Here is a 14,732-nt window from a genome sequence, read left to right as displayed (position 1 = left end):
AAGGGTGTAAGATATTTTAATCTCTATTTAATTTTTACTAAAATATTTCTTCTTCAGCCAAAAAGATACTTTTACTAGTAAAATTAATGCTGGAACCTCTACTAAAGGCCCTATTACTCCTGTAAAAGCTTCTCCTGAGTTTAATCCAAATACAGCAATTGCTACAGCAATTGCTAACTCAAAATTGTTACCTGCCGCAGTAAAAGCTACAGCTGTTGTTTTGTCGTAAGTAGCTCCTGTAGCTTTGGTTATAAAAAAGCCGATAATAAACATAAGAGCAAAATACAGTAATAAAGGAACTGCTATTAATAAAATATCTAAAGGTATTTTAACTATTAACTCTCCTTTTAAGGAAAACATTATTATTATAGTAAATAATAAAGCTATTAAAGTTAATGGAGATATAGAAGTTATGAATTTGGTAGTATACCATTCTTCACCTTTTAACTTCACTAAAATATATCTACTTAAAATTCCCATAATAAATGGTATACCTAAATAAATAGCTACACTTTCTGCAATTGTTAAAATAGATATGTCTACTACGGCACCTTCAAAGCCAAAATAAGGGGGCAAAATAGTAATAAACATCCACGCATAAAAACTATAAGCAAATACTTGAAATATACTATTTAAAGCTACCAAACCTGCTCCATACTCACTACTTCCTTCAGCTAAATCATTCCAAACCAAAACCATAGCTATACACCGAGCTAAACCTATTAAAATTAACCCAGTCATATACTCTGGATAATCATGTAAAAAAAGTAACGCTAAAAAGAACATTAAAACAGGGCCAATTACCCAATTAAGTAAAAGTGAAGTTAGTAGTATTTTTTTATTTGTAAACACTTTTGGTAATAACGCATAATTCACTTTTGCTAAAGGAGGGTACATCATTAAAATTAACCCAATTGCAATGGGTATATTAGTTGAGTTAGTACTTAATGCATTTATTTTACCGGATATTTCAGGGTATATATACCCTATACTAACACCTAACATCATAGCTACAAAAATCCATAACGTTAAGTTTTTATCTAAAAAGCTTAATTTTTTTGTTAACATTTTTTATCGTTTTATTATAATATTGCAATATTACGATTAAACATATTTATAAACAATAAATTTAAGTTTTTGTTAACATTTTACCATAATATAAGATGGTAATTTTATACTCTAAATAAACCTTTATCATGAAAAAAATACTTTTAAGTTTATTTGTTGTTGCAATTTCAACAAGTATTAATGCGCAATTAAAAACCCCAGCACCTAGTCCTTCTGCTAAATTAGAGCAAAATGTTGGTTTAACAGATGTAACAGTTGAGTACTCTAGACCTAGTATGAAAGGAAGAACTATTTTTGGAGATTTGGTTCCTTATGGAAAAGTTTGGAGAACAGGAGCTAATCAAAATACTAAAGTTAGTTTTAGCGATGATGTTACTATTGACGGTAAAATATTAAAAAAAGGCACATATGCTTTGTATACAAAACCAGGAAAAGATTCTTGGGAAGTAATTTTTTATTCTGATACTAATAACTGGGGAACTCCAAAAAAGTGGGATGACTCTAAAGTAGCTGTATCTACGACTGCTAAGGTTGAAACTATGCCAATGAAAATTGAAACGTTTACAATTTCTATTGACAATTTAACAAACGATTCTGCTGTGTTAGGAATTTTATGGGAAAATGCTTACGTTGGTGTAAAATTCAATACTCCTACTGATAAAGCGGTAGAAAAAAGCATTGCTCAAGTAATGAGAGGTCCTTCTGCTAACGATTATTTTTCTTCTGCTGTTTACTATTTACAAGAAGGAAAAGACATTAACAAAGCTAAAAATTGGATTAACAAAGCGGTTGACATGACTAAAGACCAACCTCGCTTTTGGTACTTACGTCAACAATCTTTAATCTTAGCTAAAGCTGGTGATAAAAAAGGAGCTCTTAAAGCTGCTAAAGCTTCATTAGCAGGTGCTGAAAAAGCTGGAAATGCTGATTATGTGAAAATGAACAAAGAGTTTATTGCTGAAATGAAGTAATTTTTCTGCTAAACTTTTTTAAAAACATCAAGCTCGCCAATTGGCGAGTTTTTTTGTAATTAATTAATGTATTTTAGGCTTTAAAATTACAACTTATAAAGCTATAAAACTTATCTGCATTATATTTCTTTAGACTTCTTAGAAAGACAATGTATTGTTGAGAATTACTCATAATAATTTATTCAAAAAATATCAACTATTATTATAAAGAAAAAAATGAAATCTATTTTATCTCTAATTTTCGTACTTTACCTATCAAGCATAGGCTTTAGTCAAAGTTTAATTACTTCAAGTAAATTATTAAACAAGAAAGAAGTCCACTCAATTTTTACCAATAGTGTAAAAACGAAACTAGAAATTGAGAATACTATTTATAAGACTTACGAGTATAATGACAGAGAAGGAAAACACTTTATAGTTATGATAGAAAACAACCTTAACTGTAAAGGAAGTAAAAAATGTTCCGATGCTATAAAGGCATATTACTTTTCCTATAAAAACGGTCTGTTTAGTACAAAATGGAAATTAAATGATTTTATACTTCCAAAAGATAACGAAGTACCTAAAGAGCACGCCATTTATTTTTGGACTAAATATCTAAAACTAAAAGATTTTGACAATGACGGACTTATTGAGCCCGTAATAGTATACGGAACACTTGGAATGAATGGAAAAGGTGATGGCCGAATAAAAATTTTAATATATCACCACGGCAAAAAAAGAGCTATTAGACATCAAAATGGTACTCTTGATTATGAAAGAAATACTCAAGTTGATAAATTATTCTATAAATTACCTAAAGAAATACAAAATAGCGTAACAGACATTATCCATAGTATAAATGAAAATAGTCATGGAATTTTTCCGCATGGTTGGCAAGATGCTATGAAGAATAAAAAACTAAAATTTGATGAAACGTTATAACAACTATCAAAACAAAAACTCTAAAAAAAAACTATGAGCAGAACATTAGAAGAGTACTTAGAAGGACTTAAAAATGCTTATTTAAAGCACAATGGAAAAGAAAGCTGGGGATATTTTGAAAAAAATATACAAGGAGCTAAAAAAAATCATATTGATGAATTAACGCAAATTTTTCCAGACACACCAAAAACATTAATAGACTTTCTGAAATATGTAGATGGAACCTATTGGAGAAAATATGCTGATGAAACAATTTCATTTTTTGTTTTAGGTTCTGATGTTTCCGAATACCCTTATTACCTATTATCCTCTGAAGAAATAATACAAAACAAAAATGTAGTCCGCCACTACTCTGAGTATATTGAAAGAGCATACGAAGGTGTTGAAATTGATGATAAAATCATAAATAAAGCTGATTCCAATACTAGATGGCTTCATTTTTCAGACTGTATGAATAATGGTGGAACCTCTCAGTTGTTTATAGATTTTAGTCCTTCGTCAACAGGAAAAAAAGGGCAAATAATACGGTTTTTACACGATCCTGACGAATTAAAAGTAATTGCTGATAGTTTCGACGATTTCTTAAAAAAGTTAATGGATGATGGTTATAGTTTTATAAACGAAAACACTATAGAGTAATAAACCAACTTCCTTTTCAATAACATAAATTTTGAGCGTACTTATTCTTCAACTCTTATAAAGTTTACTCTCCTTATACATTTTACTAACTAAAATTAGGGACTAAATCACTCTGTACTGAAAGTACAGAGGTTTCTTTACACTGGGGACTGAAATTCCCCCTTGTTTATTCTAATATAAAATTAGAATTACTTGAATTCATTTCTCTTTTAAGAAAACCCTCCCTCTCCTATAAGTTTTTCAATACACAAAAGAACTTGATTTTTTTTATTACTGAAAGTGCTGCAATCAAATTGCAGGGTTTTGAACACTAAATTGTGACCAATAAACACCTCTTAAATCTTCTAGCTTTTATAATCCTAACCACTTCGTAAACTCTGCTGTTTTGTTTTGACTGGTTTTTAAAACTGTTTTGCTGTTTTTTAGATTGATGGCTACTACATTTTTATTATACCTACTTATCTTTTCTATATAGTTTCTATTGAGTAGTTCGCCTCTATTAATTTTAAAAAACACACTAGGATTTATCATTTCTTCTAATACTTTTAAAGAAGATTGATTTAATACATGTTTTTTGTTACTTGTATCGTATGCAGTTACAATTCCATAATCTGCTTGAAAATACATTACCTCATCCACCTTTAAGAAATAGGTATATTGAGAGGATTTAACAGCGATAAAATCTTGATAGCTTTTAGGAGCTTGAGCTGTTTGATTTGCTAAGTAAGCATCTAATTTTTGTAAAACATTATGATCGCTTTCAACCTTCATTGAATTTTTTAAGCTTGAGTACTTGTCTACCGCTTTTTCAAACCGTTCAAACGAATACGGTTTTAATAAATACTCTATTCCGCTGGTTTCAAAAGCATGCATCCAAAACTGGTTGTAAGCTGTAATAAAAATAATTGGTGTTTGAATTGCTAGCTTTTTATAGGCTTCAAAAACATTACCGTCTCGTAGCTCTATATCAGAAAAAATCAAATCAATATCAGAAGTTGATTCAAAAAACTGAAGCACTTCTTCTACCGTTTCAAACTCTTCTACCACAGTAATAGGTTCATGATAACTTTCTATATACTTTTTTAGCTTTTTTCTAGCAGGTAACTCATCTTCAACTATAAGTGCTTTTATCATTTCTAAACAGGTTTATGAGGTAGTATTAATGGTAAAACAACTTCAAACTCTTTTTCAGTTTCGCGTATCTTAATAGTATTTTCAGCAAGCAGTTCAAATTGTTTTGATAGGTTAGCCAATGCCACTCCATTACTTTTTCTTTTTTTAGAATACAACGCTTTGTTATTCGTTACTTTAATTCCTTTATCTTCTGTAATGGTAATTTGTACAGGAGATTCAAAGGTTCCTTTATTATGAGTAATGGCATTTTCTATAAGAACTTGTAAACAAAATGGTGGCACTACACTATTTTTTGTATACAATGCTGGTGCTATGTGTAGTTGATAATACCCCTGATATTTTTCTTCCATTAGCTTAAAATATCCTTCAGCAAAAAACAACTCTTCTTTTAATGAAACCAATTGCTTGTCTGCACTATGTAAACTATACCTATACAACTCTGAAAATCGATTTAAAAACAAAGAAGCTCTTTCCGTATCTTCATCAATAAGCTGATCTAAAACATTTAAATTATTGAATAGAAAGTGAGGGTTTAATTGGTTTTTTAATTGTGTAATCTCGTTTTTAGCTTTACTTATTTCATAGGCAGCTACCTGTTTTTGATACGCTACATTTTCTTTGTAATACAAGTAGGCTAATGAAAATCCACCAAAAATAATAAAGTCAATTACAGAGTTTATATTGACATATATTATATGATAAACAGAACCAAAGTTTCTGGAATAGGTATCAAAAATGAACGCGACAATTAATCCGAAACTATTCCCTATCACTAAATATGTTAACAACCCTATTCCAAAAAAACGCACATATCTTCTACTTAATGAAGTTTGTTTTTTTGAGTTTTTATTAATACTCTTTTTGATAAAACTAATCCACCAAAAAATAAATACTGCTTTAAAGAAATACCAAAAAGGAGCATCAGGATAAAAGATAAAATCTTTCCAAGAATCTGAATTCCCAAATTGATTTTTTAAAATAAATATTAAGCAAAAAGTAAAGAGAAAGATTAAAAATGTAACATTTTCTCTAAAAAAGGATGTGTTTGTTTTCATATCAGCACTCACAAATATATCAAATTTGCGATGAAATCTTTGGAAGAATCTCACCGCAAACTCTAGTATTTCTATTTATCTTCTGGCCAAGTACTTACTGTATTTCCTTTCTCATCATAGGCTTCTAGTTTTATTTTATTATCCTCGTCTATAATAAACTTAGCTCTTGTTTTTCCATTAGTGTCATATAAAAACAATCCATTTTGTTTTCCTGGTGTTTGTCCTAAAGCTACCCTAGGTACTCCTCCTATCATTCCTTTTTGTTGATATTCTTTAAACTTAGCTCTTCTTTCAACCGGATCATTAATAGCTCTTAATTCCTCTCCTATTTTTAGGGTCATTTCTTGGGTTTCGTTGTCTCCTCGATCATTAAACACTAACCTACCTGCTTTGTACCTTTTCCCATTTTTCTTAGCATCGGTAGTTATGAGTTGCATTACTTGGTCTCCATCGTATTGATCAAACGTTAACGATAATCCTGAACTATGTCCTTTTTCAGTTTTTTTACCATCATAAATAAATCCACCACACTCTATACCTTCTTCATTATAAAAAAGCATTCCTGCCCTCTTTTTTCTTTCGTGATATACTCTTCCATTAATCTTATCGCCTTTGCCAGGAAAGTTTGCTGCGTTAGTAATAAGCATTTTTACCGTTCCGTCATTTTCAATAATATTAATTCTTTTTACGTCAATGGTATCAAATTGTGTATTTCCTTTATTTTTAAAGGCTACAGTAGTTAAAACTCCTATTAGTGCTGTTATACTTACTGCAAATGTTCTTAAAAAAATAAGTTCTCTTTTTGGGTTCATCATGGTATGTTTTATAATTAGATACCTCAAAAGTATTTAAGGCTTACATTCTTTAAAACGTCTTTTTTATAAACTCAGGAAAATAAATGATAAACTAAGGAATATAAACAATAAAAAACCACCGACTTTAATTCGGTGGTTTAAAAATATGTATTAAGGTTAGTTATTTCTTAGTACATGTTTTGTAATGCTGTAATATCGTTACCATTAAACTCTCCGTCTTCGTTAGAGCTAAAGCAAGCTAACATAACTGAAGTTGAATCGTATCCTGTTGGTGTACCAGACACATGGTTAGCTCCTACACCAGCAGTTCCTTCGTTAGTGTTTTGTCCACAACTTTGACGGCTAAACCAATCAGTATGTCTAAATCCTACTGAATGTCCTATTTCATGTGTAATTACATGCTCGTTTACATTTGTTGTGTACCCTGATAATCCGTAGATTTGCACCCACTTGTAAGGTAAACCTCCACTTGGAAAACCTGCGCTACCACCTGATCCAGATTGATTTGGATTACGGTATACTACCATATCTTTATTGGAATAATCAGTTCCAAAACTTAAAGTAAAACTAATAGATACTCCGCTTAAATTATTGTAATTGTCTACCGCCCATTGTAGTGCTGTTTGCTCTTTACTAGAAAGACCATATCCACCACCACCTGTATATCCGATAATAGAAATATTTCTACCTTGAGATACTAAGTTATTGGTTGAGTATTGACGTCCAGATTGATTATCATCCTTAGCCTTTGCTAAAGTAAATAACTCTTGTTCTGTCATTACTACATCTTCTTCTAAAAATAAGCGCACTTCTGATGTTCCGTCAGGAAAGTAAAAATTATCATAACGAATATGATCTACATTTAACTCTAATTTAGCTGCAGCATCAACAACCTCTTGAGGTACAGGTTTGAGCCCTGGGTTATCGCTATATTGTAGTATAGCATCCGGCTCTTTAATTTGTTCGTTTTCACTTGAACATGAGGTGAAGAACACACCTACTGACAAGCCCATAATTAGGGCTAACTTTGTTTTTTTCATAATATGAAGGGTTTTATAATTCACTGTAAATCTACACTTTAGAACTAAATATTTAAAATAAAACCTAAAAAAACGTTAAAAAAAAGAATATTTAAACATAAAAATCATAAAATATTAAATACCAAACAAATAAGCGGTTTTTTAAACAATTAAAAAACACGATATCAATTACTTAAAAACAAAACTTCCTTTAACAGAAATGGTTAAAGGAAGTTTACGGTTAATTTACAGTATTTATAACTTATATAATAGTGCTTTGCCCCATGTGTATGTTTTGGAAGTTCATATCACTATCTTCTTGATTATAGATGTAGTCCGCAATAAAATCTCCTACTTTACTAGTAGAAAATGGATTCTCTGAATTGATATCTTCGGTAGTAATTCCTAATTCTAATGATTTTTGAACGGCTACTTCTACTACTTTAGCTTCTTGCATTAAACCTAAATGCTCTAATAACATTGCTGCCGATAAAATAGATGCTAACGGATTTGCAATATCTTTTCCTTTTGCTTGTGGGAAAGATCCATGAATAGGCTCAAATAATGCATTTTCTTTTCCTACTGAAGCTGATGCTAACAAACCTATAGAACCTCCTATTACACTTGCTTCATCTGAAAGTATATCTCCGAAAAGGTTTTCTGTTAAAATTACATCAAACTGTTTTGGATTTAAAATTAATTGCATTGCAGCATTATCTACAAACAAGAAATCAACTTTAACATCTGGATATTGTGTAGCCAGTGCTGTCACTGCTTTACGCCATAACCTTGACGTTTCTAATACATTAGCTTTGTCTACCAATGTTAGTTTTTTACGTCTTTTTTGAGCTGCTTGAAAGGCTAAATGCGCCATTCGTTCAATTTCTTCTACGGTGTATGAACAACCGTCAAAAGCATGTTTTCCGTCGTCACTTAATTCTTTAATTCCAAAATAGATTCCTCCAGTCAATTCTCTATAAATAGTAATATCGGTTCCTTCAATTCTATCTTTCTTTAATGGTGAATTATGAAGTAACGTGTCATATGCTTTTACTGGACGCACATTACAAAACAACCCTAACTCTTTTCGTAAGCGTAACAACCCTTGTTCTGGACGTACTTTTGCTGTAGGATCATTATCGTATTTTGGATCTCCAATAGCACCAAATAAAATAGCATCACTCTTTTTACACAGCTCAATGGTTTCATCTGGCAACGGGTTTCCTGTTTTATCAATAGCACAGGCTCCCATTAATGTTTCTGTAAATAAAAATGTGTGGTCAAACACATTACCAACAGCTCTAAGCACTTTTTTAGCCTGTTCTGTTACTTCTGGTCCTATTCCATCTCCTGGTATTACCGTTATATTGTACTTCATCTTTTTACTTTTATTTCATTGTTGCTTCAAAAGCTGTTATTGTATCTTTTTTACTGATTAAAAAATCTATATCGTCGTAACCATTTATCATACATAGCTTTTTGTATGGATTGATTTCAAAGTCTACATTACCTATAGGTGTTTTTAGTGTTTGATTTTCTAAATCTACTATAATGGTTGTATCTGGTAATTCAGTTACTTTTTTTAACAGTTTTGCTAAATATTCTTTGGGCACTTGTACTGGTAGTATTCCATTATTAAGTGCATTTCCTTTAAAAATATCAGCAAAAAAACTACTAATTACTACTTTAAATCCGTAACCCGCTAATGCCCATGCAGCATGTTCTCTACTTGAACCACAACCAAAATTATCTCCTGCTATTAAGATACTTCCTGCATAATTTGGGTTATTTAGCACAAAGTCTTCATTTATACTTCCGTTCTTTTTGTAACGCCAATCTCTAAATACATTATCTCCGAATCCTTCTTTATTGGTTGATTTTAAAAATCGTGCAGGTATAATTTGATCGGTATCTATATTCTCGGTTGGTAGTGGTACTGCGGTATCTATTAGTTTAACAAATTTCTCCATTAGTTTAATTCTTTTGTAAAGTCAGTAATTTTTCCTTCAACAGCTGTAGCAGCTGCCATTAACGGACTTGCTAAAATGGTTCTTGCTCCTTGTCCCTGACGTCCTTCAAAGTTTCTGTTTGAGGTTGATACACAGTATTCTCCTTCTGGTATTTTATCGTCATTCATTGCTAAACATGCTGAACACCCTGGTTGTCGTAATTGAAATCCTGCTGCTTCAAAAACTTCTTGCAAACCTTCTCGTTTTATTTGTTTTGCTACTTGTTGTGATCCTGGTACTAACCACGCATTTACATTCGCTGCTTTTTGTTTTCCTTTTATATAGTTTGCTGCGACTCTAAAATCTTCTATTCTTGAGTTGGTACAACTTCCTATAAATACATAGTTAACGGGTGTATTAATTAATGATGCTCCTTTTTTAAAGTTCATATATTGTAATGACTTTTCAAAGGAAACATCATTAAACTGGGGAATATTTTCTGAAATTTTTATTCCCATTCCTGGGTTGGTTCCGTAGGTAAGCATTGGTTCTATGTCTTCTGCCTTAAAAGTGTATTCTTTATCAAATTTTGCACTTTTATCAGTCTTTAATGTTTTCCAATAGGCTACTTTGTTATCAAACTCGTCTCCTTTTGGTGCAAACTCCCGTCCTTTTACATATTCAAAAGTGGTTTCATCAGGAGCAATCATACCGCCTCTGGCTCCCATTTCGATACTCATATTACACACAGTCATACGACCTTCCATAGACATTTCTTCAAATACATTTCCTGCATATTCGCAGAAATATCCTGTACCTGAATTTGTTCCTAATTGCGCTATGATATACAAGATTACATCTTTAGGTAGTACTCCATTTTTAAGCTTACCATTTACAGTTACACGTAGACTTTTAGGTTTTTCTAACAATAAGCATTGACTTGCAAACACCTGTGCTACTTGACTTGTTCCAATACCAAAGGCAATGGTACCAAAAGCACCGTGTGTTGAGGTATGGCTATCTCCACAAACCATGGTCATTCCCGGTTGTGTTATCCCTAATTCGGGAGCCATTACATGTACAATTCCGTTGTACCTATGTCCAAGCCCATACAAGGTTATATCGTTTTCTTTACAGTTTTGTGTTAACTGCTCTAGTTGATGCCTTGATAATTCGTCTTTTATTGGTAAATGTTGATTTACGGTTGGCGTATTATGATCGGCTGTTGCTACTGTTTTATCTGGTCGTGCAATTGGAATCTTACGTTCTTTTAACTCGTTAAATGCTTGCGGACTCGTTACTTCATGAATTAAGTGTTTGTCTATATATAAAATCTGTGGCCCATCTTTAACAGTATCTACCACATGCGCATCCCATACTTTATCAAATAATGTCTTTCCCATTAAGCTATGGCTATTTTTGAAATTTTATTTACTTGTTTCATAATCTGATGAATGTCTTCATCGATTACTTCTTTTTGCCTGTCAGCAAACTGTAAAAACGTTTTATAAGCTGTATCTAACTGAATTTTGGTTAGCTCATATCCTATCTTTTTTGCTCGGTATGCTAAGGCTGCTCTTCCGCTTCTTGCGGTTAATACAATAGCACTTTCTGTGACTCCTACATCTGCTGGATTGATAATTTCATAGGTTTCACGGTTCTTGATTACTCCATCTTGATGAATTCCTGAGCTATGTGCAAAGGCATTTGCTCCTACAATGGCTTTGTTAGGCTGTACAGGCATTCCCATACGTTCACGAACCATCATGCTTGTATCGTACAGTAATTTGGTATTGATATCTGTTTGAAGATTTAAATACGGATGCTGTTTTAAAATCATTACTACTTCTTCTAATGCTGTATTTCCTGCTCGCTCTCCTATTCCGTTGACCGTACATTCTATTTGACGCGCACCATTGATAGCTCCTGCAATAGAATTTGCTGTAGCCAATCCTAAATCGTTATGGCAGTGACAAGAAATAATTACATTTTCAATACCTTTAACATTGTCTTTTAGGTATTTAATTTTTGCTCCGTATTCTTCAGGTAAACAATACCCTGTAGTATCAGGAATATTCAACACTGTTGCTCCTGATTTTATAACTTCTTCACAAACTTTGGCTAAAAAAGCATTATCGGTTCTACCTGCATCTTCTGCATAAAACTCCACATCGCCTACAAAGTTTTTAGCATACGAAACAGCTTCTTTTGCTCGCCTAATCACTTCTTCTTTCGAAGCATTGAATTTATACTGAATATGTGAATCACTGGTACCAATCCCCGTATGAATCCTAGGCTTGTTAGCAAACTTTAAAGCATCTGCTGCTACTTCTATGTCTTTTTTAACGGCTCTTGTTAATCCGCAAACAGCAGCATTTTTAACCAATTTAGCTATTTCTTGTACTGATGTAAAATCTCCTGGACTGGATACAGGGAATCCTGCTTCTATTACATCAACTCCTAAAAAATCGAGTCTTTCAGCAATAATTAGTTTTTGTTGGGTATCTAATTTACATCCTGGGACTTGTTCTCCGTCTCGTAATGTGGTATCGAAAATTTGAATTTTATCGCTTTGCATAAATCTAACTATGATTATCAAAATAAAAACCAAATGTATATATTGGCTTTTCTAGCAAGCTCTTTTTTAATGGGTTAGTTACGATATCAAAACAACAAAAAACAAAAACAAAATACTGAAAAACAAAAAGTTATGCGCAAACCAATTACATTCTCCAACCAACAAAATGATGCTTTGTTTGTTTTGATTAAGTCTTTATCGAAGTCAGAAAAACGTCAGTTTAATTTATATGTTGGTCGTTTAGGGGGTAATGTAGATGCGAAATTTTTTGCACTTTTTAAATTACTTGAAAAACAAAAGAGTTATAACGAAAAGGCTATTATTGATAGCGGTGTGGTGAGTAAACAGCAGTTATCTAACTTAAAAGCACATTTATACAAGCAAATACTTATTAGTCTTCGTATGAATCCTTCTCATAAAAACATTAGAATTCAAATACGTGAGCAGTTAGATTTTGCTACTGTTTTATATCAGAAAGGGCTATACAAACAGAGTTTAAAGCTGCTTGACAAAGCAAAAAATATGGCGATTGAGAATGAAGAGAAGAATATTGCCTATGAAATTGTTGAGCTTGAAAAGGTTATTGAAAGTCAGTATATAACCCGAAGTATTGATACACGTTCTGACGAATTAACTGTTCAGGCAAAAGAGCTTAGCATGCAAAATGTTATTGCTAGTAAATTGTCAAACTTATCGCTACAATTGTATGGAACGTTGCTGAAAAACGGTTACGTAAAAAACGATGAGGAGCTGCAGCGAGTGAATACTTACTTTTACTCTAAGCTTCCTGAATATACGTATGAAGACTTGGGTTTTAGAGAAAAGTTATGGTTATACAAAGCTCATCTATGGCACAGCTTTTTAACACAGGATTTTTTACAGAGTTATAAGTATGCTAATAAATGGGTAGATTTATTTAAGCATGATACCAAGAATATTTCTTTACATCCTGTTTTTTATTTAAAAGGAAAAAACTACTTATTAGAAAGCTTATTTTTTATAAAACATTATGATAAGTTTAAAGAAGAGCTTTCTGTTTTTGAAAAGGAAATTGAAGAAAAAAATATTCCGCAAAATAGCAATACTGAAATCTTAACTTTTCTATATTATTATGCTAACAAATTGCACTTACATTTCTTAGAGGGTAGTTTTGCTGAGGGCGAATATTTAGTGGCTATTATTAATGATAAGATTAATAGTTATAAGGATCGTCTTGATAATCATCATATCGTGGTATTTTACTATAAAATTGCTTGTTTGTACTTTGGTATGGGTAAAAACAAAGAGTGTATTTTGTATTTAAATAAAATAATTAAACCTAAAAATATTCAAGTAGCTAACGACTTACAGTGTTTTGCAAGGGTGCTTTCTTTAATTGCTCATTACGAGTGTGGCTTGGATTATGATTTGGAGCGACAGTTTAAAGATACCTATCGTTTTTTAATAAAAATGGAAAACTTACAAGAGGTTCAAAAAGAATTTATTTCTTCTATAAAAGAGTTGGGAGATGTGTTTCCGCATCAAATAAAAAAGGAGTTAAAAAAAGTACACAGTCGCCTTGAGGTTTATGAGAATCATCCTTATGAAAAAAGAGCTTTTTTATATTTAGACATTCTTTCATGGCTTGAAAGTAAGATTGAAAATAAACCTGTGGCACAAATTATTAAAGAGAAATTTGTTAGTTCTCAAAAGTGTTGAGGTCTTATTTGTGTTGGATTATTTATAGTATATTAATTATAATATGTCATATAACTACTATTCATATATTAATTCATATTTATTATAAACACCTTAAATAAGGATATATTCTATCTACATAACCCTTATCTATATTGTATGTTTTTGTATCAATTCCACTTAGAATAAATCTTGAAACAACTCCTTCATTAATTAAATCTAGAGTTCCAAAATATACATCATTCATACTTACATTTGATAGCTCTGGATTTGTTTCTATAAACTTATATAATTTCCAGATAGAAAAGTTGATTACTTTTCTTTCCAATAAACCAAAATCATATTCACAAATAGTATTATTATACTCTACTCTACAACCTTTTCCATGAAAATAATAACCATAGTTAAATACAACTCCTTTTCTAGGGATTGTCTTATCTATTTCTGTCCATATATCTTTTTTTTCCTTTGTATTTTTTCTTAAAAGCTAATTCAAAATTATTTATGAACCTTATATAAGAATCAATATTTTTTTCATAAAATGAATTAATGTAAACTAGAAATTCATAAAAAAATCACTTTTTTTAGTATTGGTTCTTTTATATAGGATCAAACCATTCTCTACGTTCAACTACCTCTATCAAATGTTTTATTGAAAAATGTTTTTGCTTTCCAAAAAATTTAAACTTATTTCTTAATAGTTTATGAAATGGGTCTTCCTTAGAAAAATATCTATCAAATTCGAAGCTTGTCATATTAACATTAAAATGCCTTTCAAAATCATTAAAAAAAGTTTCTGCATCTAAGCCATCTGTACCTATTAAATCAAACGATTCGGATGTATCTAAAACAATATAACCCAACTTAAGCTTAATAAAATCGATAACCTCTCCTTCCACTATA

At 31.3% G+C, this 14,732-nt stretch carries 15 protein-coding genes; 4 read left to right on the top strand and 11 right to left on the bottom strand.

All coding sequences use genetic code 11. The annotated features are described in order from the left end of the window. Positions 1-27: 27 nt before the first annotated feature. Positions 28-1,068, bottom strand: a complete 1,041-nt coding sequence (gene arsB, locus ACXIHB_RS00885) for an ACR3 family arsenite efflux transporter (protein ID WP_281979811.1) — start codon at positions 1,066-1,068, stop codon at positions 28-30. 128 nt (positions 1,069-1,196) lie between these two features. Between arsB and ACXIHB_RS00880 the strand changes: the two genes are divergently transcribed. The 3 genes from ACXIHB_RS00880 to ACXIHB_RS00870 all read left to right on the top strand — a co-directional run bounded on the left by ACXIHB_RS00880 (position 1,197) and on the right by ACXIHB_RS00870 (position 3,602). After that, entirely contained in the window at positions 1,197-2,039 is an 843-nt protein-coding gene (locus ACXIHB_RS00880; protein WP_462098662.1) for a DUF2911 domain-containing protein, read from the top strand. A 216-nt stretch (positions 2,040-2,255) separates the two neighbouring features. Further along, on the top strand, positions 2,256-2,963 hold the full coding sequence (locus tag ACXIHB_RS00875) for a M949_RS01915 family surface polysaccharide biosynthesis protein (protein ID WP_462098661.1): 708 nt from the start codon (positions 2,256-2,258) through the stop codon (positions 2,961-2,963). 33 nt (positions 2,964-2,996) lie between these two features. Beyond that, positions 2,997-3,602, top strand: coding sequence for an SMI1/KNR4 family protein (locus ACXIHB_RS00870; protein ID WP_239180867.1), 606 nt, complete (start codon positions 2,997-2,999; stop codon positions 3,600-3,602). Between the two features lie 351 nt (positions 3,603-3,953). Here ACXIHB_RS00870 and ACXIHB_RS00865 read toward each other — a convergent pair whose 3' ends face one another. The 8 genes from ACXIHB_RS00865 to ACXIHB_RS00830 form a co-directional block, all read right to left on the bottom strand. Continuing rightward, the gene (locus ACXIHB_RS00865; RefSeq protein ID WP_462098660.1) at positions 3,954-4,736 is read right to left on the bottom strand and encodes a LytR/AlgR family response regulator transcription factor; all 783 of its coding nucleotides are present in this window, start codon (positions 4,734-4,736) and stop codon (positions 3,954-3,956) included. 2 nt (positions 4,737-4,738) lie between these two features. Beyond that, positions 4,739-5,791: a sensor histidine kinase gene (locus ACXIHB_RS00860; protein WP_462098659.1), complete on the bottom strand. Its 1,053-nt coding sequence runs from the start codon at positions 5,789-5,791 to the stop codon at positions 4,739-4,741. A 71-nt stretch (positions 5,792-5,862) separates the two neighbouring features. Beyond that, complete coding sequence (locus tag ACXIHB_RS00855; protein ID WP_281979903.1) at positions 5,863-6,606, bottom strand: hypothetical protein; 744 nt, start codon at positions 6,604-6,606, stop codon at positions 5,863-5,865. 167 nt (positions 6,607-6,773) lie between these two features. Next, entirely contained in the window at positions 6,774-7,646 is an 873-nt protein-coding gene (locus ACXIHB_RS00850; protein WP_047789074.1) for a M57 family metalloprotease, read from the bottom strand. A gap of 241 nt (positions 7,647-7,887) precedes the next feature. Continuing rightward, a complete protein-coding gene (gene leuB, locus ACXIHB_RS00845) occupies positions 7,888-9,003 on the bottom strand; it encodes a 3-isopropylmalate dehydrogenase (protein WP_462098658.1) in 1,116 nt (371 codons plus the stop codon). A gap of 10 nt (positions 9,004-9,013) precedes the next feature. Next, positions 9,014-9,595, bottom strand: a complete 582-nt coding sequence (leuD, locus tag ACXIHB_RS00840) for a 3-isopropylmalate dehydratase small subunit (RefSeq protein ID WP_394420841.1) — start codon at positions 9,593-9,595, stop codon at positions 9,014-9,016. Then, entirely contained in the window at positions 9,595-10,977 is a 1,383-nt protein-coding gene (leuC, locus tag ACXIHB_RS00835; RefSeq protein ID WP_394420840.1) for a 3-isopropylmalate dehydratase large subunit, read from the bottom strand. The genes leuD and leuC overlap by 1 nt, the downstream gene beginning before the upstream one ends. Continuing rightward, positions 10,977-12,152, bottom strand: coding sequence for a 2-isopropylmalate synthase (locus tag ACXIHB_RS00830; RefSeq protein WP_053056672.1), 1,176 nt, complete (start codon positions 12,150-12,152; stop codon positions 10,977-10,979). The genes leuC and ACXIHB_RS00830 overlap by 1 nt, the downstream gene beginning before the upstream one ends. A 132-nt stretch (positions 12,153-12,284) precedes the next feature. On the opposite strand from ACXIHB_RS00830, the gene ACXIHB_RS00825 reads away from it, so the two are divergent. Beyond that, positions 12,285-13,850 carry a hypothetical protein gene (locus tag ACXIHB_RS00825; RefSeq protein ID WP_462098657.1) on the top strand — a complete coding sequence of 522 codons (1,566 nt, stop codon included), beginning with the start codon at positions 12,285-12,287 and terminating at the stop codon, positions 13,848-13,850. 82 nt (positions 13,851-13,932) lie between these two features. Here ACXIHB_RS00825 and ACXIHB_RS00820 read toward each other — a convergent pair whose 3' ends face one another. Further along, positions 13,933-14,271, bottom strand: coding sequence for a DUF6896 domain-containing protein (locus ACXIHB_RS00820; protein WP_462099346.1), 339 nt, complete (start codon positions 14,269-14,271; stop codon positions 13,933-13,935). Positions 14,272-14,428: 157 nt separating this feature from the next. After that, positions 14,429-14,728, bottom strand: coding sequence for a DUF1493 family protein (locus ACXIHB_RS00815; protein ID WP_462098656.1), 300 nt, complete (start codon positions 14,726-14,728; stop codon positions 14,429-14,431). Between the last annotated feature and the right edge of the window lie 4 nt (positions 14,729-14,732).

Source organism: Tenacibaculum sp. IMCC1 (assembly GCF_054906355.1).
The sequence above is the reverse complement of the archived record's forward strand: the minus strand, read 5'-3'. Positions and strand labels throughout refer to the sequence as shown.